This is a genomic window from Kribbella turkmenica (genome assembly GCF_004348725.1).
Lineage (GTDB): Bacteria > Actinomycetota > Actinomycetes > Propionibacteriales > Kribbellaceae > Kribbella > Kribbella turkmenica.
This window is the reverse complement of the sequence record NZ_SMKR01000005.1, coordinates 1-23,984: the sequence shown is the minus strand read 5'-3', so window position 1 is coordinate 23,984 and position 23,984 is coordinate 1. Positions and strand designations below refer to the sequence as shown.

18 protein-coding genes are annotated in these 23,984 nt (G+C 70.0%); 8 read left to right on the top strand and 10 right to left on the bottom strand.

Features of this window, described 5'->3' with window-relative positions; translation table 11 throughout:
* Window positions 1-10: 10 nt before the first annotated feature.
* The 3 genes from E1218_RS02060 to E1218_RS02050 form a co-directional block, all read right to left on the bottom strand.
* On the bottom strand, window positions 11-2,419 hold the full coding sequence (locus tag E1218_RS02060; protein ID WP_132315602.1) for a penicillin-binding protein: 2,409 nt from the start codon (window positions 2,417-2,419) through the stop codon (window positions 11-13).
* Window positions 2,420-2,539: 120 nt separating this feature from the next.
* Window positions 2,540-3,586, bottom strand: coding sequence for a LacI family DNA-binding transcriptional regulator (locus E1218_RS02055; protein WP_132315600.1), 1,047 nt, complete (start codon window positions 3,584-3,586; stop codon window positions 2,540-2,542).
* 4 nt (window positions 3,587-3,590) lie between these two features.
* Window positions 3,591-5,981, bottom strand: a complete 2,391-nt coding sequence (locus tag E1218_RS02050) for a glycoside hydrolase family 3 N-terminal domain-containing protein (protein ID WP_233711939.1) — start codon at window positions 5,979-5,981, stop codon at window positions 3,591-3,593.
* Window positions 5,982-6,281: 300 nt separating this feature from the next.
* On the opposite strand from E1218_RS02050, the gene E1218_RS02045 reads away from it, so the two are divergent.
* The 3 genes from E1218_RS02045 to E1218_RS02035 are packed head-to-tail and all read left to right on the top strand — an operon-like array spanning window position 6,282 to window position 9,458.
* Entirely contained in the window at window positions 6,282-7,637 is a 1,356-nt protein-coding gene (locus E1218_RS02045) for an extracellular solute-binding protein (RefSeq protein WP_165949087.1), read from the top strand.
* A complete protein-coding gene (locus tag E1218_RS02040) occupies window positions 7,634-8,566 on the top strand; it encodes a carbohydrate ABC transporter permease (protein WP_233711938.1) in 933 nt (310 codons plus the stop codon). Before E1218_RS02045 ends, E1218_RS02040 begins: the two co-directional genes overlap by 4 nt.
* 1 nt (window position 8,567) lies before the next feature.
* Window positions 8,568-9,458 carry a carbohydrate ABC transporter permease gene (locus E1218_RS02035; protein ID WP_132315598.1) on the top strand — a complete coding sequence of 297 codons (891 nt, stop codon included), beginning with the start codon at window positions 8,568-8,570 and terminating at the stop codon, window positions 9,456-9,458.
* A 166-nt stretch (window positions 9,459-9,624) separates the two neighbouring features.
* Here E1218_RS02035 and E1218_RS02030 read toward each other — a convergent pair whose 3' ends face one another.
* Window positions 9,625-10,860, bottom strand: coding sequence for an MFS transporter (locus E1218_RS02030; protein WP_132315596.1), 1,236 nt, complete (start codon window positions 10,858-10,860; stop codon window positions 9,625-9,627).
* A 139-nt stretch (window positions 10,861-10,999) separates the two neighbouring features.
* Between E1218_RS02030 and E1218_RS02025 the strand changes: the two genes are divergently transcribed.
* Complete coding sequence (locus tag E1218_RS02025) at window positions 11,000-11,968, top strand: ArsR/SmtB family transcription factor (RefSeq protein WP_132315594.1); 969 nt, start codon at window positions 11,000-11,002, stop codon at window positions 11,966-11,968.
* Window positions 11,969-12,002: 34 nt separating this feature from the next.
* Here E1218_RS02025 and E1218_RS02020 read toward each other — a convergent pair whose 3' ends face one another.
* A complete protein-coding gene (locus E1218_RS02020) occupies window positions 12,003-14,423 on the bottom strand; it encodes a beta-glucosidase H (RefSeq protein ID WP_202865718.1) in 2,421 nt (806 codons plus the stop codon).
* A 46-nt stretch (window positions 14,424-14,469) separates the two neighbouring features.
* Between E1218_RS02020 and E1218_RS02015 the strand changes: the two genes are divergently transcribed.
* The 3 genes from E1218_RS02015 to E1218_RS02005 are packed head-to-tail and all read left to right on the top strand — an operon-like array spanning window position 14,470 to window position 16,168.
* Window positions 14,470-15,042, top strand: coding sequence for a TetR/AcrR family transcriptional regulator (locus E1218_RS02015; RefSeq protein WP_132315590.1), 573 nt, complete (start codon window positions 14,470-14,472; stop codon window positions 15,040-15,042).
* Window positions 15,043-15,049: 7 nt separating this feature from the next.
* Window positions 15,050-15,844 (top strand): CPBP family intramembrane glutamic endopeptidase, encoded by a 795-nt coding sequence (locus E1218_RS02010; RefSeq protein ID WP_132315588.1) that lies wholly within the window; start codon window positions 15,050-15,052, stop codon window positions 15,842-15,844.
* A gap of 48 nt (window positions 15,845-15,892) precedes the next feature.
* On the top strand, window positions 15,893-16,168 hold the full coding sequence (locus tag E1218_RS02005; RefSeq protein WP_132315586.1) for a hypothetical protein: 276 nt from the start codon (window positions 15,893-15,895) through the stop codon (window positions 16,166-16,168).
* 70 nt (window positions 16,169-16,238) lie between these two features.
* Here E1218_RS02005 and E1218_RS02000 read toward each other — a convergent pair whose 3' ends face one another.
* From E1218_RS02000 to E1218_RS01985, 4 genes are all read right to left on the bottom strand, one after another.
* Window positions 16,239-16,994: an SDR family NAD(P)-dependent oxidoreductase gene (locus E1218_RS02000; protein WP_132315584.1), complete on the bottom strand. Its 756-nt coding sequence runs from the start codon at window positions 16,992-16,994 to the stop codon at window positions 16,239-16,241.
* 69 nt (window positions 16,995-17,063) lie between these two features.
* Window positions 17,064-17,834, bottom strand: a complete 771-nt coding sequence (locus E1218_RS01995) for a helix-turn-helix transcriptional regulator (protein WP_233711937.1) — start codon at window positions 17,832-17,834, stop codon at window positions 17,064-17,066.
* 64 nt (window positions 17,835-17,898) lie between these two features.
* Window positions 17,899-21,540 (bottom strand): outer membrane protein assembly factor BamB family protein, encoded by a 3,642-nt coding sequence (locus E1218_RS01990; RefSeq protein ID WP_132315580.1) that lies wholly within the window; start codon window positions 21,538-21,540, stop codon window positions 17,899-17,901.
* On the bottom strand, window positions 21,537-22,616 hold the full coding sequence (locus E1218_RS01985) for a HupE/UreJ family protein (RefSeq protein ID WP_132315578.1): 1,080 nt from the start codon (window positions 22,614-22,616) through the stop codon (window positions 21,537-21,539). Before E1218_RS01985 ends, E1218_RS01990 begins: the two co-directional genes overlap by 4 nt.
* Before the next feature lie 181 nt (window positions 22,617-22,797).
* On the opposite strand from E1218_RS01985, the gene E1218_RS01980 reads away from it, so the two are divergent.
* Window positions 22,798-23,271, top strand: coding sequence for a GNAT family N-acetyltransferase (locus E1218_RS01980; protein WP_165949086.1), 474 nt, complete (start codon window positions 22,798-22,800; stop codon window positions 23,269-23,271).
* Here the strand turns inward: E1218_RS01980 and E1218_RS01975 are convergent.
* Window positions 23,261-23,947: an amidohydrolase family protein gene (locus tag E1218_RS01975; protein ID WP_233711936.1), complete on the bottom strand. Its 687-nt coding sequence runs from the start codon at window positions 23,945-23,947 to the stop codon at window positions 23,261-23,263. The genes E1218_RS01980 and E1218_RS01975 overlap by 11 nt on opposite strands.
* Window positions 23,948-23,984 lie beyond the last annotated feature (37 nt).

Genomic DNA, 23,984 nt, shown 5'->3' with positions numbered 1-23,984 from the left:
CACAGGGCGGTCAGCGACCCCGGCGGCATTTCGGGTACTTCGGATCCCACGGCGGACAGGTCGGGAAGCCCGGCGGCGGCTTGATCGTCGGCGGGGTGACCGGCGGAGCCGGCGGTGTCGGTGTCGGTGTCGGTGTCGGCGGGGTCGCCCTGCTGCCGTTGGACAGGAACAGCGTCACCGTCGCACCGGCCGGCGCACCGTCCGCCTGCCGCGGGCTGGTGAACGCGACCATGCCGGGCTGCGCGTCCGAGTCCACGGGCTGTGGCGCGACCTGGCCCTTGAAGCCGAGCTGCGCGAGCTTCGCCAGCGCTTCCGCCGGCGGCATCCCCTTCAGGTACGGCAGGTCCTTGACGTTCCCGCGGATGGTCTTGTCGTCCGGCTGGACGAACCTGCTGGTCGGCAGACCCTGCAACGCGGCCTGCATCGCCGACTCCCAGATCGGTCCCGCCGTACCGGAACCGGACGCGTCGCGCATCTCCTTGCCGTTGAGCGTCTGGTCGATCAGGTTCGTGTACGGGACGCTGGCGTCGGCGACCACCGACGCGGCGGCGAGCTTCGACGAGTAGCCGGCGAACCAGACGGCCTTGTTCTCGTCCGTCGTTCCGGTCTTGCCGGCCAGGTCACTCTTGCCGAACTTCAGCTTGGCGCCGGTGCCGCCCGGCTCCATCACCTTGTGCAGCACGTAGCTCACGCCGTCGGCGACCGTCGGCGGGAGCGCTCGCTTGCAGTTCGGGCCCGGGGTGGGGACCGACTTGCGTTTGCTGGTGGTGATCGCGGTGATCACCCGCGGCGCACAGTACATGCCCCGCGCGGCGAACGTCGCGTACGCGTTGGCCAGCATCAGCGGGGTGACCAGGCCCGGGCCGAGGGTGTACGAGACGACCTGGTTCAGCGGGTCCAGCGTCTGGGCGTCGTACATGCCGAGCTTGCTCGCCACGGTCGCGATCGGGCACAGGCCGATCTGCTGGGACAGTTGCAGGAAGTAGGTGTTGGTCGAGGCCCGGGCCGCCTCGATCATGGACGGGTCGGCGACCGTTCTGGTCGAGTTCTTCGGCGTGTAGTCGTCGGCCGACGTCGTTCCCGAGCAGGTGCTGAACTTCTTGCCGCTCAGGTCGATCGTCTGCGGTGAGGCGATCCGGTACGTCATCGGGACGCCCTTCTGGATCGCGGCCGCGATCGTGAACGCCTTCATCGTCGAGCCGTTCTGGAAGCCGCCGTAGCCGCCGGGGTAGGACTTCTCCACGTTGTAGTTGTACGACGTCTGGTTCTTCCTGCCGCCGTACGGCTTGCTCTGCGCCATCGCCTTCACCAGCCCGGTGCCGGGCTCGACGATGCTGATCGCGGCGACCGCCTGGTCGGTCGGCTTCGAGTGCTTGCCGATCGCGGTCTCGGCCGCCTTCTGGATCCTCGGGTCCAGTGACGTCCGGACGATCAGGCCGGCGGTCTCGATGTAGTTCTCCGCGTCCTCCGCGGTCTTGCCGAAGGCGCGGTTCTCCTTCAGCTTGGCGACGATGTAGTCGCAGTAGAACGGGTACCTCGAGTTGGCGCAGCCGTTCGGCACGTTGCGGACCTTGGCCGGGTCGAGCACCGGTGTCCGGATCGCGTTCCGGGCCTCCGTGGCGGTGATGACGCCGAGCTCCGCCATCCGGCGGAGCACCAGGTCCCGGCGGTCCTTGGCGCGCTTCGGGTTGTTGGTCGGGTTGTAACCGGTCGGGTTCTTCACCAGGCCGGCCAGCAGCGCGGCCTGCGGGAGGTTGAGCTTCGACGCGTGCACCCCGAAGTAGTGCATGGCCGCGGCCTCGACGCCGTACGAGCGGTCGCCGAAGAACGCCAGGTTGAGGTACCGCTCCAGGATCTGGTCCTTGGAGAACTGCTTCTCGACCGCGATCGCGTACCGCAGCTCGGCGATCTTGCGCTCGTAGGTCTCCGCGGTCGCGGCCTGGATCTCCTCCGGCGTGCGCGCCTTGGCGACCAGGCTGAGCTTCACGTACTGCTGGGTGATGCTCGAGCCGCCCTGCTGCACGTCGCCCGCGGTCTGGTTGCGCAGCAGCGCGCGCAGCGTCCCCTTGGCGTCCAGGGCGCCGTGCTCGTAGAACCGGTCGTCCTCGATCGCGACGATCGCCTCGAGCATCACCGGGCTGATCTGCTTCAGCGTCACCGGCGTCCGGTTCTCCTGGTACAGCGTGGCGATCAGCGAGCCGTCGGCGGCCAGGATCTGGCTCTTCTGCGCCAGCGGCTCCGTCTTCAGGTCCTGGGGGAGGTACTGGACGGTGTCGTGCGCCTTCTGGCTGGTGATTCCGGCCAGTCCGGCGAACGGAAGGGCCAGCCCCGCGAGGAGAGCGCCGCAGAGACCGCTCACCAGCAGGAACGAAATCACCGACTGGGCGACGGGCGGCGGCGCCGGCTCACCTCTGTGCATGGTCCGGCAGATTACGTCAGGAACGGCTTTCCCGGGACCTTTTCGTTACAGAGTTAACGGTTCTGCCCAAAGATCTCACTCTTCGTGACATTCTGCTCACTGCTCGGTGCCTCGGTGGCGTCAGGAAGCGGCGATCGAGGTGTAGTGGAGCGGGGCGGCGGAGGCCCGGACGATGAGGGTGGTCGCCAGCTCCACGTGGTGGGAGTCGACCTTCTCGCCGGCGGCCAGCTGGAGCGCGGTCCGCACGGCCACGGCGCCCATCTCGCGCAGCGGCTGTTTCACCGTGGTCAGCGGCGGGGACGCCAGCCGGGCCACCTCGGTGTCGTCGAAACCGACCACGCTGAGATCGTCGGGGACCCGGAGGCCGCGGGCGCGGGCGGCCTCCAGGATGCCGAGCGCGACCTCGTCGCTGCCGGCGAAGATCGCCGTCGGCCGGTCCGGCAGGTCGAGCATGCGCGCTCCGCCGGCCAGGCCGTCGTCGTACAGGAAGTCGCGCATCCAGACGTACTCCGGCGGCACCGCGGCCCCGACCGCCTCCATCGCGCTGCGGAAGCCGCTCATCCGGGCCTGGTTGCACCCCGAGGTCGGCTGACCGCCGACGTACGCGATCCGGCGGTGGCCGAGCGACAGCAGGTGCTGCGTGGCCGCCATCCCGCCGGCGAAGTTGGTGGACCCGACACTCGTCACGTCCGGCTGCGGGATGTTGGCCGGGTCGATGACGACCAGCGGCAGCCGGGCCCGGGCCAGCGCGGCCAGGTCGGCGTCGGCCAGTTCGCTGGTGATGCCGATGGCCGCCCGCCGGCCGTTCGCGATCAGCTCGCGGATCCAGCGCGCGGCCCGGCCGCTGCTCGAGGTCGGCGGGTGCGGCGGGTGCGCGTTCAGCACGACGTCGACGCCCGAGACCTGGCCCGCTTCGACGACTCCCTGGATGACCTCGACCGAGTAGGCGTTCAGCACACCCTGGTAGAACAGCTCGACCGTGTCCCGCTCGACCGGTTCCGGCCGGCGGCCGACGTACCCGTGCTTCTCCAGGATGTCCTGCACCCGGGCCCGGGTGGCCGGTGAGACGTCGCTGCGCCCGTTGAGCACCTTGGACACGGTGGCGACCGAGACGCCGGCGGTGCCGGCGACGGTGGCCAGGGTGACGCGACCCTTCAACCGCGGCATCTCATCACCCTCCTCCTGCTCCTGTTCCGGCCACCGGCGTGACCTCGACCGGGGTCGTCAGCCGGCGATCGTGCCCCACCACCCTCACATCCCCGGTGACCCGGACAAAACCGCGACACGGCAGGTCCTCCGACGACGTGCCGATCATCACTTCCACGTCACCCGGCTCGACGATCCGGCGCAGGTCCGGACCGGTGTACGCGGTGCGGTCTGCGTGCACCCGGAAGGTGACGTCGGCGGCCGCGCCCGGCTCGAGCGACACCCGCGCGAACCCGGTCAGCAGCTTCAGCGGCCGGGCGATCCGTGCGACCACGTCGTGCAGGTAGAGCTGGACGACCTCGTCTCCGGCCCGCTCGCCGATGTTGCGGAGCCGCACGGTCGCGGTGAACTCGCCGTCGTTCCCGATCTCGGTCGCGCTCAGGCGCAGGTCGCCGACCTCGAAGCCGGTGTACGAGCCGCCGTACCCGAACGGGAACAACGGCCTGGCCTCCAGCCCACTGATCCCGGCACTCTCCGCGCTGCCGAGCGCGGGTTGCAGATAGGTACCTGGCTGCCCCCCGACATGCCGGGGAATCTGCACCGGCAGCTTGCCGCTCGGTACGATCCGGCCACTCAGTACGCCGGCGATCGCGGCCGCACCCTCCTGACCGGGGATGAACGCCTGCACCAGCCCGGCGACCCGGTCCGCGATGTCGCCGAGCGCGTACGGCCGGCCCGAGACGACCACCACGACGACCGGCGTACCGGTCTCGAGCAACCGCGCGAGCAGCTCACCTTGTACGCCGGGCAGCCGGAGGTCCTCGGCGTCACAGCCTTCGCCGGACGTGCCGTGACCGAACAGTCCGGACAGGTCCCCGACGTACGCGACGACGAGCTCCGCGTCGCGAGCGGCGGCAACGGCTTCGCCGACACCGGACCGGTCGTCGCCGGTGACCGCACAGCCCTGCACGTGCGTGAGCCCGACGCCGGGCAGTTCGTTGCGCAAGGCATCGACCGGACTGGTCACGTCGACGCCGAGGCCGTGGTTCGGGTAGCGGGGGAGGACATGGTTCGGGAACGCGTAGCAGCCCATCAACGTGCGCGGGTCGCCCGCGATCGGCCCGACCACCGCGACCTTGCGCAGGCCCGGCCTCAGCGGGAGCGCGGATCCCGCGTCCAGCAGGACGATCGAGCGCTCGGCGAGCTGCCGAGCGATCTCGCGGTTCCCGGCCGAGTCGAGGTCGACGCCGCCGTCGCGGACCGAACCCTCCGGCGTCCACCCGGGGTCGAGCAGGCCGAGCTTGACCTTCTGCAGCAGCAGCCGCCGCGCGGCCCGGTCGACCAGGTCCTCGGAGATCTCGCCCGATCGGATCTTGTCCGCCAGACCGGCGAAGCCGATCGTGTCGGGCAGCTCGACATCGGTGCCCGCGGTCAGCGCGATCGCGCCCGCGTCCGCGGTGTCGGCGGCGACCCGGTGCATCGACGCCAGGAACGGGACGGCCCAGTAGTCCGAGACGACCGTACCGCCGAATCCCCAGTCGTCGCGCAGTACGTCGGTGAACAGCCACGGGTCCGCGCTCGCGGGCAGGCCGTCGACGTCGGAGTACGAACTCATCACCGACTCCGCCCCGGCGGTCGCGATCGCGGTCTCGAACGGCGGCAGGACGACGTCGAGCAGCTCGCGCCGCCCCATCGACACCGGCCCGTGGTTGCGCCCGGCCCGGGAAGCGGAGTACCCGGCGAAGTGCTTGAGGGTGGCGAGCACGCCGGCACTCTGCAGCCCGCGGACGTATGCCGACCCGAGCATCGCGACCAGGTAGGGATCCTCGCCGATCGTCTCCTCGACGCGCCCCCACCGGTAGTCGCGGACGACGTCCAGCACCGGGGACAGTCCTTGATGGACGCCGGCCGCGGCCAGGTCCCGGCCGATCGCGGCCGCCATCCGCTCGACCAGCTCGGGATCGAATGTCGCACCCCAGGCGATCGACGCCGGGTAGACGGTCGCGCCGTACGTCGTGAAGCCGGTCAGGCACTCCTCGTGCACCAGAGCCGGCACCCCGAGCCGCGAGCCCGCGAGGACCGCCTTGTGCTGCCGGACCAGTTCGGCGACGCCGTCCTCGACGGACCGCGGGACGCTGCCCCAGACCCGGGTGAGGTGGCCGAGGCCGTGCTCGCTCGCCGCTTCCAGCGACAGCGAGGTGCCGGTGGCGAACACGTCCTCCATCGGCGCGACGTTGATCGTCTCCTCCTCCGGGAGATCGTGGTCGGCCATGTCGTTCCCGGCCCAGCGGCTGCCGAGCTGCGCGATCTTCTCCGGCAGGGTCATCGCCTGCAGGAGCAGCTCGGCGCGCTTCTCGGGCGCGAGCGCGGCGTCGCCCCACGGGCGCCGGGACGGAGTGGAGGTCGGCGTGGACAAGAAATTCTCCCTTAACCTGAACCCTTGCCGTGACAAAGTATCGAAAAGTTTCGACGCTTCTCGTGGTGATCGCACAACTTGTCGCGGCGTTGACGAAGTTGATGGATCGCCTGTAATAGCAGGGAATCCGTGACCTCACTGTGACCGCAAAGAGTCGGTAGTTCAAGTCTTGACAGCGAAACCCTCGAAATCTACGTTACGAAACATAGTCTTCATCGAGGTGCTGTCGGTCCCGTGACGGCACACCCCGCCACCCATTCCGCCGTGGAGCGGTCCGCGGCATGGAGTACGGAGATCACTGTGGACCCCATCACGACATCTCGGCGTTCCTTCCTCGGCCTGGTGGGCGGCGGCGCGCTCGCCGCCGGCCTGGCAGCCTGCGGCACCTCCGGCCCACAGAGCTCCGGCAGCTCCACGGGTGGCGCGGCGGCCGGCAGCGGTGCGTCGTACTGGTTCCTGACCGGCCAGCCGCAGCAGGCGATCCGGGAAGCGCAGGTCAAGCGGTTCAACGACGCCAACCCGGGCACCCAGATCAAGCACACCGAGTTCCAGAACGACGCGTTCAAGCAGAAGATCAAGACCGCCATCGGCGCCGGCCAGGGCCCGACCCTGATCTGGGGCTGGGGCGGCGGCGGCCTGAAGAGCTACGTCGACGCCGGCCAGGTCGAGGACCTGACGTCGTGGTTCGGCGAGAACGCCGAGCTGAAGGACTCGATCTTCCCGTCCGCCTTCGGCGCCGCGACCGTCGGCGGCAAGATCTACGCGATGCCGGTCGAGACCACGACGCCGATCGTGCTGTTCTACGACAAGCGGTCGTTCGAGAAGGTCGGTGCCGAGCCGCCCAAGTCCTGGGGCGACATCATGGACCTGGTGCCGAAGTTCAACGACGCCGGGATCGCGCCGTTCTCGCTCGGCGGCCAGTCGCGCTGGACCAGCATGATGTGGCTGGAGTTCCTGTTCGACCGGATCGGCGGCGCCGAGGTCTTCCAGAACATCTTCGACGGCAAGCCGAACAGCTGGTCCGACCCGTCCGCGCTGAAGGCGCTGGAGGAGATGCAGAAGCTGATCAAGGCGAACGGCTTCATCAAGGGTTTCTCGTCGATCACCGCCGACTCCAACGCCGACCAGGCGCTGTTGTTCACCGGCAAGGCTGCGATGATGCTGCACGGCGCCTGGACCTACGGCAACATGAAGGCCTCCGGCGGCGACTTCGTCACCGGCGGCCACCTGGGCTACATGAACTTCCCGCCGGTCGACGGCGGCAAGGGCGACCCGAGCGACACCGTCGGCAACCCGGGCCAGTACCTGTCCATCTCCTCCAAGGCAAGCCAGGGCGAGAAGGACACGGCGAAGAAGTTCCTCGCCAACAACACCCTCGACGACGCCTCGGTCGAGGCGTGGGTCAAGTCCGGCAACATCCCGGTGGTGAAGAGCGCCAAGGACAAGCTGTCCACGGTGACGGACAAGAGCGACTCCGAGTGGCTGAACTTCGTCTACGACACCTCGGCCAACGCGAAGAACTTCGCCCAGTCGTGGGACCAGGCGCTCAGCCCGACGCAGGCCGAGACTCTACTCGACAACATCGCCAAGCTGTTCCAGTTGTCGATCTCACCCCAGCAGTTCGCCGACAGCATGAACGCGGTGATCGGCAAGTGACAGTGCCGTCGGCCGCTCCGCCCGTCCTGCCGGCCCGTGCCCGCAAGGCTTTGTCCGGCGTCGGGCGGAGTGGTCCGGTCGCCTGGATGGCGATCCCCGCGCTGGCGATCTTCGTCGTCTTCGGGATCGTGCCGCTGTTCGGCGTACTGTTCCTCAGCTTCACCCGGTGGGACGGGCTCGGCGCCATCGACCCGGCCGGTTTCGCCAACTGGCGCTCGGTCCTGAGCGATCCGGCGCTGCCGCACACGGTCTGGGTGACGTTCGAGATCATGATCCTGTCGTGGGCCGTGCAGACCCCGCTCAGCCTGCTGATCGGCACGTTCCTGGCCGGCCGGCAGCGGTACCGCGGCTTCCTCGCCGTCCTGTTCTTCATTCCGCTGCTGCTCAGCTCGGCCGCGATCGCGATCACCTACAAGGCGCTGCTCGACCCGAACTTCGGGCTCGGCGCCGGGCTGAAGGTCGGCCTCCTCACCCAGGACTGGCTGGGCCGCGAGAACCTCGCCCTCGGCGTCGTCGTCTTCGTGGTGTCCTGGCAGTTCATCCCGTTCCACTCACTGATCTACCAAGGCGGTGTCCGGCAGATCCCGACCTCGATGTACGAGGCCGCGTCGATCGACGGCGCCGGCCGGATCCGGCAGTTCTTCAGCATCACGCTGCCGCAGCTGAAGTACACGATCATCACGTCGTCGACGCTGATGGTGGTCGGCTCGCTGACATTCTTCGACCTGATCTTCGTTCTCACCGCGGGCGGCCCGGGCGACGCGACCCGGGTGCTCGCGCTGGACATGTACAAGCGTGGTTTCCAGGCGAACCTGATGGGCCCGGCGAGCGTGATCGCCGTCCTGCTGGTCCTGATCGGCCTCGCACTCGCGCTGCTGCTGCGACGGCTCGGCGGCAGTACGACGGCAAGCCAGCAGGAAGGTGCGTGACATGGCAGTGGCCACCAGTGGAGCCGGTACGGCGAGCCGCCGGACCTCCCGCGGAGCGTTCAACCTCCGCAAACTCCTGCAGCTGAACTGGTTCGGCGGCGCGGCGGCCTGGTTGTGGCTGGTGATCGTGATGGTCCCGCTCTACTGGATCGTGGTCACCAGCTTCAAGGACCAGACGGCGTACTTCAGCCAGAACCCGTTCGCGCTGCCGACCGCGCCGACGCTGGCGAACTACCGGCTCGTGATCGAGTCCGACTTCCCGCAGTACTTCCTGAACAGCGTGATCGTCACGGCCGGCACCATCGTCCCGGCGGTGGCAATCGCGTTCATGGCGGCGTACGCGATCGTCCGCGGCGCCGGCGGAAAGTTCCTTGCCGGGGTCAACGGTCTGTTCCTGATGGGGCTGGCGATCCCGCTGCAGGCGACCATCATCCCGGTCTACCTGCTGATCATCCGGATGCACCTGTACGACAGCCTGCTGGCGATCATCCTGCCGTCGATCGCGTTCGCGATCCCGCTGTCGGTGCTGGTGCTGTCGAACTTCATCCGCGACGTTCCCAAGGAGTTGTTCGAGTCGATGCGGGTGGACGGCGCCGGCGAGTGGGACATGTTGCGCGGCCTCGCGCTGCCGCTGACGAGGCCGGCGCTGGTCACGGTCAGCATCTACAACGGCCTGGGCGTCTGGAACGGCTTCCTGCTCCCGCTGATCCTGACCCAGAGCCCCGACAAGCGCACCCTCCCGCTGGCGCTGTGGACCTTCCAGGGCCAGTACAGCGTCAACATCCCCGCCGTCCTGGCCTCGGTCATGCTCACCACCCTCCCCATCGTCCTCCTCTACGCCATCGGCCGCCGCCAACTCCTCAGCGGTCTGACCGCCGGTTTCAGCCGCTGATCATCCCCTCCGGTCCGCGAGGGTGCAGGGTCAGGGGACCGAACCCGGCGGCGGTGAGGGCGCGCCCAGGCCGCGGATCCCTGCCCCCGGTGCCGCAGGTACGCCGACGTCGACAACCGGTCGTGCGACGTGAATTGCGACCTGCAGATCGGCCGAGGCGCGGACCTCACACCGGCGGCCGTACCGTTGCGAGACTCTCCGCAGCCCCACGACCTCCCTGCGGTGAGCTTAGGCGGCCGGGGTTCATCACCCGGGTCAACGGCCGGGTCAGGGCGACTGAGACGAGCAGCGAGGCGGCCGCGAACGCGGTGATCGTGGGCGCGGGGGAGGTGAGGTCGGCGACGGCGCCGGCCAGAATCGCGACGATGCCGAACGTCGTCATCCGCAGGGCGGACTCGAGACCGAGGACCTGACCTCGCAGGTCCACCGGCGTCAGGTCGACCAGAACCTCCTGCTGGGACAGGGACGCCGCGTACCCGCTGCTGCCGATCGCGACCAGCACGGACAGGACGGCGAGGTGCAGGTCGAAGGCGAAGCCGAGGAACGGGACGGCCAGCAGGATGCGCAACCAGCGCCCCGCCGTCCGCCGGCCGAAGCGGCTGAGGAAGCGGCCGACGACCAGATCGCCGGTCATCATCCCGGCGGCCCCCGCGGCCAGCAACCAGCCGGCCCCGGAGCCGGCGTACGGAACGAACAGCGCCTCGCAGCCGACGATCAGCCCGTTCGGCAGAGTCAGTGCCAGCAGCAGCGGACGGGTGCTCGCCTGGCCGAGCAGGCGACGGTTGCCGCGCCAGGTCTCGGTGAAACTGGTCCGCGCGACCCGGCGCGGTGGCCGGTTCCGCAACCCGAACCGGATGATCGGGATCGCCAGCGCCGAGCAACCGGTCGCCAGCCAGAGCACCTCGGACGAAGTGAGGGTCTGCAGCAACAGTCCGGCGGTCCCGAAACCGGCGATCTGCATCGCACCGACGGACAGGTTGATCGCCGAGCGGCCGAGGACGAACTGGTCCTCGTCGACCACCTCGCTCAGCAGCCCCCACCGTACGCCGGACCCGATCGACAACCCGTACGCCACCAGCAGTGCCAGCAGCAACCGGGTCGCCGGGGTGAGGTCGAGGGCGGCCTGCGCACCGACCGCCACCGTCGACAGGCAGGCGAGCATGGTCAGGATGCGGCGCGGCGGGGCGGTGTCGGCCGCCGACATCAGCGTGGACGCGCCCAGCACCTGCGCCAGCGACGGACCGAACATGACCAGCGCCGCCAGCAGGGCGGACCCGGTCGCGGCGTCGACCATCAGCGCGAGCGTCAGGCTCGTCATGGTCGCCGACGCGTTCCCGAGCGCGCTGCCGATCCACAGGTTGCGGAACTCGCGGCTCGCGAAGAGGTGCCGGTACGTGCTCATCCACGTCCTCGCTTCGCGCCGGGCGCGGATGAGACACGAGTGGCACGGCGCCTACCGATGAACTCGCCTCGCTCCTTCATACCCGGCAGCATCGACGTGCGCCCGGCGGCCGCCTACAGTTTCGGGTGGAGGCGAAACGTTGTCCGAGTTCCTCGTCGACGCCGACACCCTGGCGAACGCCCGGTTCGGGACGTCGCAGCTCACCGAGACGGTGGCCGCGCTGAAGCTGCTGCGTGCGCCTTGCCAGCCGTGGTTCCGTGCCTGGAAGGACACCCACGTCGCCGCCTTCACCGACCAGCTGGCCAGGCACCCGATCTGGGCGGCGATCGTCGACAACGCCTTCGGCCGCAGCTGGGTGGCCGACTTCCTCACCGTTCCACCACTCGAGCCGGACCAGGAGCTGGACGACGAGCTCCAGCTCCTGACCGCGCTCGACGACGACCGGATCCGCGCCGACCTGAGCGTGGTCCGGACGCCGTTGCCGGAGATCCTGTTCGACTCGACCGGGCTCGCCGAGCAGGCGGCCGGCCTGCTGACCTGGATCTGGACGGCCACGGTCGAGCCCGACTGGCCGCGACGACTGCGGCTGCTCCAGGCCGACATCGTGTCGCGGACGTCACGCCTCAGCGAGCAGGGTTGGTCCGGCGTACTGCGTGGGCTCGGGCCGCACGTCCGCTGGCTCGGGGACGGGCGCATCCAGGTGAACCGCTGGGACTACCCGGCGACGGACGTCCGCGGCCAGGACCTGATGTTCATCGCCGCCCACACGTCCGGCGTGAACGTCTCCTGGCGGAAGCCGGACCGGTTCGCCCTGACCTATCCCGTCACCGGGATCTTCGCCGGCACCGAAGTACCCGCCGAGCCGCTGGTCCAGCTCCTCGGCCGCAACCGTGCCCGGATCCTGGTCGAGGCGGCCGGCCCGGTCAGCACGACCGTCCTGGTCGCGACGACCGGTCTGTCCCTGGCCACGGTGTCGGACCATCTCCGCGTGCTGACGGACGCCGGCCTGCTCGAACGCCGCCGTTCAGGACGCTCGGTTCTCTACTGGCAGTCCGACACCGGCCGCCGCGTCGTCCAGCGTCCCACCCCGAACCGCCACCGACCCTGAGTCCTACCGGAGCGTGGGCGCGAGCCGCGGTCCCTCAGGGCAGTTGGATCCCGGTCGACAACGGGAGGTCGGTGACCGACGAGCCGGCGCGGAGGGTGAAGGTGCCGGCCTCGGTGTTCCAGCCGTCGTCCCAGTGATCGAAGGTGTGGTGGTGCAGTTGGACAGTGATCTCCCGTCGCCGGCCGGGCTCAAGGCGGACGACGGCGAAACCGGCCAGCCAGCGGACCGGGCGGTCCACGGTCGACTCGGGACGCTCGGCGTACACCTGGACGACGTGCTTCCCGGCTCGGTCGCCGGTGTTCCGCACTGTGAGAGCGACCGACGACGGATCGATCGCGCGCAGCCCGGACAACTCCCAGGTGGTGTAGCCGAGACCGTGGCCGAACTCGAAGGCCGGCTCGGTGGCGGCGCGGAGCCAGGCGCGGTAGCCGAGGTGGATGCCTTCGTCGTACCGGACCACTCCGTGCCGCGGTGTGACGTCGATGACCGGTACGTCGGACTCCGCGCGCGGCCACGTGGTCGGCAGCCGGCCACCGGGCTCGGCGACGCCGAGAAGCACGTCGGCCAGTGCGTTGCCGTACTCCTGGCCACCGAAGTAGGTGACCAGGAGCGCGGCAACCTCGCCGCGCCAGGGCAGCAGGACGGGCGAGCCCGCGTTGACGACCACGACCGTGCGCGGGTTGACCGCGGCGACGGCCCGGACCAGGTCGTCCTGCCGGCCCGGAAGGGCCAGGGTGGTCCGGTCGTACCCCTCGGACTCGACCTGCGAGTTCGTGCCGACGACCACGACCGCGACGTCGGCCGCGCGGGCCGCCGCGACCGCCTCGTCGATCAGCGCCTGCGGGTCCGACCGGTCCGGCTCGATGCCGACGGTGATGCTGAGCGCGTTGCCGAGGCCGCCTGCTCGGGTCGGCAGGTCGAGCTCGACGCGGACGTCGACCGGTCGCCCGGCAGTCACGTCGAGCGGGACGGAGATCGACGGCGGTGACAGGATCGCGGCGCCCAGGTCGGTGCCGGCCGGGACCGCGGTCGCTTCGTGCAGCAGCATGCCGTCGGCAAAGATCCGGCCGTGGCCGACCGAGGCGAAGCCGAGCAGCACCCGACCGGACTCCGCCGGGGTGTACGTCGTCCGGAACTCGAAGACCGCGGTCTCGGTGACCGGCGCGTCCCCGCCGAGGTAGACCAGCGCACTGGAGAACCGGTCCTCGGCGAACAGTTCGGTCCCGTCGGCGTCGAGGAAGCGTGCGCGGGCACCGGGACGGCCGGTCTCCGGATTCGTCATCGTGGCCAGTGGCAGCTCGGCGACGCCCTCCTGCACGACCGCGCCGAGCGAGTACGTCACGTCGGCACCGGGCAGTGCGTCGCGAAGTCCGTCGAGCGGCGAGACCACCGACGACGGGATCACGGTCGCGCTTCCGCCGCCCTGGGTACGCGCATCCCGGGCGTTGTGCCCGATCACCGCGACGCGCCGGAGGGTGCCGGGGGTCCACGGCAGCTCGCCGTCGTTCCGCAGCAGCACCGAGCCCTCGGCCGCCGCCGTCCGCGTGAACGCGAGACCGTCCACCTGCGGAACCTCGGCCGGCTTCCCGAAACCTTCGAGTGCCCCGACCCGGGCGGCCAGTCCGAGCACTCGCAGCACCTTCCGGTCGATCGCCACCTCCTCGATCTCCCCGGACCGGACCGCCTCGACCAGTGCGTCCCCCCACGCCCCGACCGGCCCCGGCATCGCCAGGTCCTGCGAGTGCTTGGCACTCTCCAGGCTGCGGACGGCGGTCCAGTCGCTGACGACGACACCGTCGAAGCCCCACTCGCTGTTCAGCGGGGTCTCGAGCAGCTCGTTCTCCGACGCGGTCGCACCGTTGATGGAGTTGTACGCACTCATCACCAGCCAGGCCTGGGACTCGACGACCGCCTTCTCGAACGCCAGCAGGTACACCTCGCGGAGGGCGCGGTCGCCGACCTCGACGTCCGCGGTGAAGCGATCGGTCTCGAAGTCGTTCGCGACGTAGTGCTTCGGGGTGGCGCCGACACCGAGCTCCTGGACGCCGGCGACGTACGCCGCGGCGAGCTCGGCGGTGAGCACCGGGTCCTCGCTGAAGGCCTCGAAGTGCCGGCCGCCGAGTGGCGAGCGGTGCAGGTTGATCGTCGGGCCGAGGGCGACGTCGACGCCCTTGCGGCGGGCCTCGAGAGCGCAGACCACGCCGTACCGGTGGGCGACGGCGAGGTCCCAGGAGGACGAGAGCGCGGTCGCGGACGGGAGGTTCAGGGACGGGTCGCGTTCGTCCCAGACGGCTCCGCGGACCCCGCTCGGGCCGTCGGACAGCACCATCGACCGCAGCCCGATCGCGGGCAGCGGGTGCGTGGACCAGAAGTCCTGGCCGGTGAGGATCCGGACCTTCTCCTCGAGCGTCAGGCGGCCGAGGAGCTCGCCGAGGTCAGCAGGTGTCGAGCGCACGCGTGTCACTGTACGCATCAAAACCAAGTGGTGCTAGGTTTTTAGCATGGCAACCAGAGGGCCGTACGCGAAGGGCGTCGCCAAGCGGGAGGAGATCCTCAGCAAGGCGCTCGAAGTGATCGCCCGGCAGGGCTACCGGAAGACGTCCACCCGTGAGCTGGCGGCCGCGGTCGGGCTGAGCGAGGCCGGACTGCTGCACTACTTCGGTTCGAAGGAGAAGCTGTTCGAGGCCGTGTTGCGGGCACGCGACGAGGCCGACACCGCGCGGCTGGGGGACGAGCTCGACGTGATCGACAAGCTCGGTGCGGTCGTGCGGCACAACGCCGACGTTCCCGGTCTGGTCCAGCTGTACTCGACGTTCTCCACCGAGGCCGGTGACCCGCAGCATGGTGCGCACGAGTACTTCGTCGAGCGCTACCAACGGCTGCGCGCGGCGTTGGCCGCGAGCGTCCGGGCCCGGCAGGCGGACGGCACCATGAGTACGGCGGCCGACCCGGAGAAGATCGCCACGCTGCTGATCGCCGTGTCCGACGGCCTGCAGATCCAGTCGCAGTACCGGCTGGACGCCGAGCCGGCCGACGTCCTGGACCACCTGGTGGAGTTGCTGGGCGCGGGATAGTTGGGGCATGACGAGCTCCGCGGAGGAAGCGGCCCGGCCGGCGGCTCCGGCGACCGGCCGGCGGGTGCTGACGAAGGAGGTCTGGCTGGTCCTGGCGTTGTCGCTCGGCGCGTCCGGGGTGTCCGCGATCATCTCGTTCACCGGGGTGCTGACGTCGGCGAAGCCGATCAGCGGCCAGACCGCGGTCATCGTCGGCTCGCGCGCGCCCGGCCGGCCGTGGCTGGACCTGGCCTGGCAGCTGTTCGCGGTGCTGACCGCGCTCGTGCCGGTGGCACTGGTGGCGCACTTCCTCGCCCGTGGCGGCGAGACGATGCGCACCCTCGGGTTCGACCTGCGGGACCGGCTCCGCGACCTCGGGCGCGGGACGGCGGTCGCCGCCGCGATCGGGGGCGCCGGCCTTGCCTTCTACCTGGCGGCCTACGCGACCGGAGCCAACCTGAGCGTCGATCCGGCCCGGCTGCCGGACGTCTGGTGGCGGATCCCGGTGCTGATCCTGGTCGCGGCCCAGAACGCGATCCTGGAGGAGGTCATCGTGCTGGCCTACCTCAACCGCCGGTTGGACGAGCTCGGGTGGTCCGTCGGCCGCAGTACGGCGGCCAGCGCGCTGCTGCGCGGGTCGTACCACCTCTACCAGGGGCTCGGCGGGTTCTTCGGGAACGTGCTGATGGGAGTCGTCTTCTGCTACCTCTACCGCCGGTGGGGCCGGGTGATGCCGCTCGTGGTGGCGCACACCCTGGTCGACATCGGTGCGCTGGTCGGGGCGACGTACCTGATCGGGAAAGTCGGCTGGCTGCCGGGCTGAAATCCACCTGGGACGTAACCGATGGGTGCTCTGTCAGGTTGTCATATCGTGACTGTTCACGGGGAAATCACGAGTCCGCCGGAGATCGACCCGGGGTTGGCGGCCGCGGCGCTGGCGGTGTTCGCGCACCGGCACGAGGTGGTCCATCTGCTGTACGCCGCGGTCGACGAGCCGGACGCGCTGGCCCGGATCGCCGATCTCCTGCACGTCGACGAGGCGACCATCAGCCGCGTCCTGGACCAGCCGCTGCGGTGGCTGCTGCCGCAGTTCCGCACCGAGCTGGAGACCATCGCCGCCGATCCCGAGCCCCTCACGACCGGGTGACCGCCGCCTGAGGGCTGCCGGCGGCGGCCCGGCCGAGTGAGAGCGGCCGGACGCCGCCGGTGCCCAGTCCTCACACCGGGGCGCCGGCGGTGACCAGTCCACCGTCGATGACCAGGTCCTGACCGTTCACATACGACGCCTCGTCGCTGGCCAGGAATGCGACCGCGCCGGCCACGTCCTCCGCGGTGCCGATCCGGCCGGCGGGAACCGCCGCGACCACGGCCGCGTGCGCCTCCGGCGTGACGTTGTCGTGGAACATCGGCGTCTCGATGTAGCCGGGGCTGACCGAATTCACCCGGATCCGCCGCGGTGCAAGTTCGGCGGCGACCGTGTGTGTCAGATTGTGAACGGCCGCCTTGGTCGCGGCGTACACGGACGCACCCGGCAGACCGCGCTGGATGGTCCAGGACGCGTTGATCACGACCGCGGCGCCGTCGGACAGCAGCGGGACCAGCTTCTGGACGGTGAAGAACACCCCCTTGAAGTTGATGTCCACGACCCGGTCGAACTCGGCCTCGCTGGTCTCCGCCGCGGGCTCGAACGCGGCCACACCGGCGTTCGCGAAGACGACGTCGAGATGGCCGTACCGGTCACGCACGGTGATGACCAGGGTGTCGAGATCGGCCAGGCTCGACGTGTCGCCAGGGACCGCGACCACCCGGCCGGCAGCGCCCAGGCCGGCCGCGGCGGTGTCGAGCCGGGCCTTGTCCCGTCCGGTGATGACGACCTGGGCACCCTCCGCCAGCAGCCGGCGGGCCACGGCCAGGCCCATCCCGCTGGAGCCGCCGGTGACGAGCGCGATCTTGCCTGCGAATCGATCAGTCATGCCGTCCAGCCTGCCGGTTGTTGCGCGCGGCAAACAGTGTGTGCTGAACGTGGGTCCGGCACCACCAGGCTAGGCGGGCCTGGGGACGTAGAGTTCCAGGTACCAGTCGGGGTGGTCGGTGACCGCGAGCGTGGTCAGGTCGAAGAACAGCTCACCGGCCTCCGGATGCAGGACCGCCTTGACCGCCTGTCCGGGCACGCCGACCTCGTGCCGGGCCCACAGCCCGGCGAACTCCGGACTCGACGTACTGAGCTCGTCGACCACTCGCTGGTACTCCTGGTCCCCGGGCGCGCGGGCCGCGTCCGCCCGGAACGCCGCGACGACGGCCGGTGCGACGGTCGCCCAGTGGACGTGCATCCCGCGGTACCGCGCGTTGGTGAAGAACGAGACCAGGCAGTTGACGTCGGTGTCGCCGTACCCGAACACCGTGCGGGTCGCGTCGTTGATCGCGAGCAGGTTCCAGTACCGGTCCCGCAGGATCGCCGGCCGCGGCGACCATGCGTCCACCAGTCGCCGCAGTTCGGGGGAGACCTCGGCATTGTCCGTCGCCGGTCTGAGCGGAGGGTTGAGACCAGCCAGCAGGTAGAGGTGCGCCCGCTCCGGCTCGGTCAGCCGCAACGCCCTCCCGATGGCGTCGAGCACCTCGCCCGACACGTTGATGTCCCGGCCCTGCTCGAGCCACGTGTACCAGGACACCCCGACCCCGGCCAGCGACGCGACCTCCTCCCGCCGCAACCCCGGCGTCCGCCGCCTCCCCACCACCGGAAGCCCGACCTCAGCCGGCGCCACCGCCGCCCGTCGGGCCCGCAAGAATTCCCGCAACTGCTCCCTCGTGGCCACACGCCACGCTAACAACCAGCTGTCCGTGGGCCCGGTAACCGCAGGGCCCACGGACAGCTCCGGTCTAGAAGGCGAACTGGTTCAGGGCGGCGAACTTGTCGGGGGATCCGTCGTTGCTGGTTGCGACGATGCGGCGGGTGATGGTGTGGCTGCCGCCGGCGGGGAGGTCGAGCTCGAACTTGCTCATCGTCCAGATCGCCTGCGAGTAGCCGGTGAAGGCGCCGCTGCCGGCGCTGTAGACCAGCCCGTACGTCTGGTTGTCGGCGCTGGTCCCGGACTGACCGATCCAGCGCTTCGCGTCCGGCGTGTGGACGAACGGACCACCGCTGGTGACCGGTGTGTTGCCAGACACCGCCGAGCGGGACCCCGGCCCATCGTGGTCGAGCGCGTCACCGGCCCACACTGTCAGCGGCGCGCCGGTGCCGTTGGTGAACGTGGTCGACGCGGTGATGAACTGCTCGTCCGGGGTCGCGGTGTACGTCGTCACCACCTTGAGGTCCGGGTTCTCGGCCGAGGTCCCGGTGACCCGGACGACCGCCTTCGCGCCGGTGTTCTCGACGATCTGTACGTCGGTCGACCGGACCTGCAACTGCTGCCAGGCACTGCCTCCGGCCGGCTCGCTGGTGCTCACGTACGGCAGGTTGATCCAGTCCAGCTGGTCCGGCTGTCCGGTGATCGCCAGGTCGACGACCTTGCCTGGCGTTGACGGGGTCATCTGCGGGTCCTGGAAGACCTTCGCGACCGCCATCGCCAGGCGTTTGTTCTCGATCACGATGTCCTGGGCACCGGCCTCGACCAGGCCGCTCGGCAGCCGCTTGCCGATGCTCGCGTCGACCGCGACCGGGGCGGTCTCCAGGTCGATGCCCGGCACACCGGTGGTGCCGACGGTGATCTCGCGGGCCGCGGTCGCGTAGCCGAGACGCGCGGACTGGACGGTGTAGGTGCCGGCGCCCTTCTCGACGGCGAGCCGGTAGTTGCCGGCCGCGTCGGTCGAGGTGGACGCGATCGCCGAACCGTTCTGGAGCAGGCTCACCGTGGTCGAGGCCAGCGGCTCGCCGGTGGTCTGCTTGGTCACCTTGCCGGACACCACCGGCCACGGATTGGCCGCGACACCGCCGGGGGTGAAGGCGTACAGGTTGCCGTCGAGCGCGCCGACCACGACAGTGTTGCCGCTGACCGCGGGGCCCGCCGAGACCCATGTGCCGAGGTCGTGCTGCCACAGCGGCTGACCGGTACGGGCGTCCACTGCGTAGAAGCTGCCGCCGTTCGAGCCGACGAACAGCGTGTTGCCGCTGAGCGCGGGCGAGGTGAACGACCCGCCGCGGTACTGCTGACCCGGCAGCAGCCGCTTCCAGATCACCGCGCCGGTGGCGGCGTCGAGCGCGGCCACCTCACCACTCGGGAAGCCCATGTAGACGACGTCACCCTTGATCGCGGCCGCCGCCGGGGTGGCGTTGCCGTTGACCAGCGACGGCCAGGAGCTTCGGTAGCTCCACAGCGTGGCGCCGGTGCTGCCGTCGCGGGCGATGATGCCGTTGCCGGAGCCGATGAAGACCCGGCCGCCCGCGGCCGACGGGATGCCGTCCTGCCAGCCGCCGAGGGCGGCCGCGCCGGTCCACTCCTGCGCACCGGTCCGCAGGTTGTACGAGATCACCCGGTCGGCGGTCTCGTTGCCGACGTACACGTGCCCGTCGGCGACCACCGGCGTACCGTCGCTCATGGTCGCGCCGCTCATCGGGGACGCCCAGATCCGGGTGCCGGTCTTGGCGTCGAGGGCGACCAGCAGGCCGCGGCTCGCCTCGCCGTGCCGGGTCTGGTACGGGTAGAGCACCTTGCCGTCGGCAACCGTTACGCCGTAGTAGCCGTACGTGCGCTGGTTGTTGCCTTCCGGCGCCGGGCCCGGGTCGTTTCGCCACCTGAGCGTCCCCGTCCTGGCATCGACCGCGAACAGTGTGCCTCGCAGCGTCGGCACGTAGACGAGCCCGTCGGCCACCGCGACACTGCCATGCACCGACGACGGTACGGCGTAGCTCCACAGCTGCTTGCCGGTCGCCAGCGAGACCGCGTGCACGGCGCTGTTGCCGTCGCCGTTCTCGTCCCGCGTCCCGGCGTACACGACGCCGTCGACGATCGCGGGGGAGCCGGTGAGGAACGTGCCCTTCGTCCGGTAGGACCAGGCCAGCCGCTGACCGGCGGCGACGACGTCGGCCGAGACACCGGTATGCCCGGCGTCGCCGTGGTGCTGGGACCAGTTCGCACCGGCCACGGGCGTGATCGCCTTCTCGTTGGTCAGCGTGAACGTCGAGCTGCGCCTCCAGGTCGCGCCACTCTTGTCGGCCGCCTCCACCGTGATGGTGTGCTTGCCGATCCGCGGCCGGCCGGGCAGGACGCCGTACCAGGTGAACTCACCGGTGGACCGCAGCGGGATCCAGCCGCCGTTGTCGATCCGGTAGCGGACCGTCTTCGGTGCGTCCGTGGTGTCGTAGGCGTTCACCTGGACGCCGGGGAAGCGGTCGAGCGGGACCGACGTCCCCGGAGCGGGACTGACGATGGTGAGGTCCTTCTCCGCGCCGTACAGCCGGAACGGGTTGTCGAAGGCCTTGTTGTCCATGTTCACGAACCGGAACCCGCGCGGCGAGTTGTCGATCGTGTACGAGCTGGACACGGTCTGGACGTGCTTCGCGGTGCCGGCGAAGTCGCTGCGTGGCTCGACGTCGTTGGAGTGCTCGTGGCCGACCAGGATCAGCTCGGCGCCGTACTGCTCGAGCAGCTTGCCGTACTCGTCGTACACCGACGGCGAGCCGAACGGCACGTTCATCGGCTGGTGGGTGAGCACGACCAGGTGCTTGCCCTTCTTGACGTTCTGGGCCAGGTCGGCCTTCACCCACTCCAGCTGCTCGGCGAACGGCGCGGCGCCGTTGTTCTCCAGCACCAGGAAGTGCCGGTCGCTGTAGTCGAACGAGTACCACTCCGGACCGACGTGCCGGCGGTAGTTGTTGATCCGCTCCTTGTACGTCGCCCCCGCCGAGTACTCGTGGTTGCCGACGGCCGGCCAGACCGGCACCTTCGAGTGCGCGGTGCCGGCCTTGTAGAACTCGAACTCCGCGTCGGTCGCGTTGTTCGTCAGGTCGCCGCTGACCTGGATGAACGCGAGGTTCTGCCGGGTCGTGTTGATCTCGGTGATCTGCTCGGCAAGTTGCGCGTTCACGTGCGGGTCGGCGACGTTGCCGAAGGTGAACCCGCCGTTCGCGGACTTCTTGTCCTTGCGGAGGCCGAAGTCGACCTCCTTGATGTCGCCGGTGGCGAGCCGACCGAGGTCCCGGTAGAACTTCGCGGTCATGTTCGCGTCGGTGCCGACCGAGTAGCCGGCCGGCTGGGTGACGAACACCAGGTCGACGTCGCGGCGCTCGACGTCGGTGCTCAGGGTGTAGCGGCCCTGGGCGTCGGTCACGACGATCTGCTGCCCGTCGGACACGCTGACACCGGGCAGCACCGGCTCGCCGCGGTCGAACCGGTCGTCGTTGTCGCGGTCCTCGAAGACCGTCCCGGAGATGGTGGCGCTCGGGCCGTCGACGGCGTCGGCGATGACCCCGCTGAGCGGCACGCCGATCACCATCACCGTCAGCCCGGCGGTGACGCCGTACAGAATTCTGTGCGCTCTCGTCGTCGTCCGATGTTCACGCGACGAGCGGGTCAGGCGAATCATGTGAAGAGGAACCTTTCCACGAACCAGTAGAGGCCTAGGGCGGCGACGACCCCGGTCGCCGTGCGGACCACCGGGACCGCGAGGCGGCCGCGGCGGATGAGCAGGACCAGGGGGAACACGGCGACCAGCAGCATCGCCTGACCGGCCTCGATGCCGACGTTGAAGCTCAGCAGCGAGACCAGCAGTTCCGGGCTGACCCCATCGGTGATCCGCAGCGACCCGGCGAAGCCGAGACCGTGCAGAAGACCGAAACCGAAGACCACCGGCAGCCGGTGGCGGGTGGAGCCGAGCAGGTTCTCGACCGCGACGAAGGCGATCGAGAGCGCGATCAGCGGCTCGACGACGACCGCCGGGACCGAGATCCCGCCCAGCAGGGTGGAGACGAGGGTGACGCTGTGCGCCACGGTGAACATCGAGACGACCTGCAGCAGGCTGCGGAAGGTGGTCGCGCCGAGGATGAGGGCGACCACGAACAGCACGTGGTCCAGCCCGAGCAGGATGTGCTCGACGCCCAGCTTCCCGAACTGCAGGGTGGACGACCCGAGCGTGTTGTCGCCGACGGTGAAGTCGTGCCGCGAACGATCGAGGACGGCGCGTCCGGACGTCTCGGCGAAGGTGTACTCGACCACGTTGGTGTGGTCGTCCGCGACCGCCTCGGACTCGGCGAAGACGTCGTACCGCAGGCGGAACTGGCCGCGGTCGCCCGGGCAGGAGTAGACCAGACCGAGGTCGGCGTACGGTTTGTCCGCCCGCTGACCGACGGACGTGGTCGCCAGTGCCGGCTCACACGCGGCGCCGTCGAGGGAGACGACGACCCGGTCGTGCAGGTACTCCGCGAGCTTCGGCTTGGCCGCGTCGAGCGCCTGCGCCCGCTGCCCGTCGTCGGTGGCCGGTACGCCGAGATCGACGGCCCGCGCGAGTACGGCGTACTCCAGGCTGAGCTGGTAGGTCACCTGGCTGCCGTTCTGGCGGACCGTGGAGTAGCCGGTGGACGCGATCACATGGGCGGACGCGGTCGTCGCTCCCAGGGTGAACAGGAGCAGGACGAGTCCGGAGAAGGCAAGCAAGCGCCGCATGAGACGTCATCCCACGCGACTCCGGCAAGCAGTGGGTGTCCAGTCAGGAAACGATCTCCGCCTGGCGTGCGGCCAGAAAATCGCACCTGCGAACGGGTCGCACGGGATAGGTTCGGCGGGTGCGGACTTATCGGGACGATGTGCTGGAGATCGCGGACGAGCTGACCGAGGCGACGTCGAGGTGTTCACCGCGCCGCCGTGGGAGCACCGCGCTCCGGAGGAGACGCGGGTCGCCTTCCGGAGACGGCTCGAGGGCGATGCGCGGCGGGACGGGTTCCGGGCGCTGGTGGAGCGGTCGGCCGACGGCGCGATCGCGGGCTTCGTGACCGGGTGGACGACGCCGGCGCCGTTCCGGACGGACCGTGCGTACGGGAAGGTGCTCGAACGGCTCGGTGCACAGCAGGTGGAGGAGCTGCTGGTCGGAGCGTTCGAGATCGACGAACTCGGCGTACGGCTGAGTGCACGGGGGACCGGACTCGGCCGGCGGTTGCTGTCGGCCGCCGTGGGCGAGCAGCCGCGGGCCTGGCTGCTGACCTGGAACCAGGCGCACGACACGATCGCGTTCTACCGCCGGGTCGGCTGGCGCGAGCCGCCGGTCCGCGGGCCGGAGACCGACATCGTCGTCTTCCTCGCCCCGGATCAGGTCACAGGCTGAACAGGTCGGTGGCGTTGCGCCACATGATCGCTTCCTCCTCCGGCGGGGTGAGACCGGCGGCCTCGAACGTGCCGAGGGCGACCGACGGGTCGATCAGCGTCGCGTCGGTGCCGAACATCAGCCGGGACGGGCCGATCCGGTCGAGGATCCACCGGATCCGGCCGGCGTCGGGCGCGGACCAGCACGGCTCGAACCAGATGCCGTCGCTGCGGCTCGCGGCCTCGGGGACGAGTGGCCAGCCGTTGGCGCCCATGTGACCGGCGATCACCCGGGCGCCCGGCACCCGGGCGGCGACGTCGGCGAGGTCGAGCACGTTGTCTCCCCAGGTGTGCACCAGGGTAGGCAGGCCGAACTCGGTGGTGAGCTCGATCGCGGCCTGCATGCCGGGGGAGTCGATCGGGGTCCGGCTGTACTCGGTGTGGATCTTCGCGCCGACCCACCGGGACCGGCCGTCACCGGCGAGCAGTTCGTCGAGGTCGGCGCGGGCCTCGTCGAGCCGGCGCGGGTCGACCACGAGCATCCCGCGCAGCCGCGGGTCGGTGGGGAGTTGGGCGGCGAGTGAGCGATTGCCGGCCGGGGCGTCGTACACGATGGCCTCGATCGCCGACACCAACTGGAGGTCGATGCCGAACCGGTCCATCAGTTCACTGTTGACCGAGACGCTGCCGACGTCCATGGAGAAGAACCACGGCCCCCAATCGGTCTCTTATACA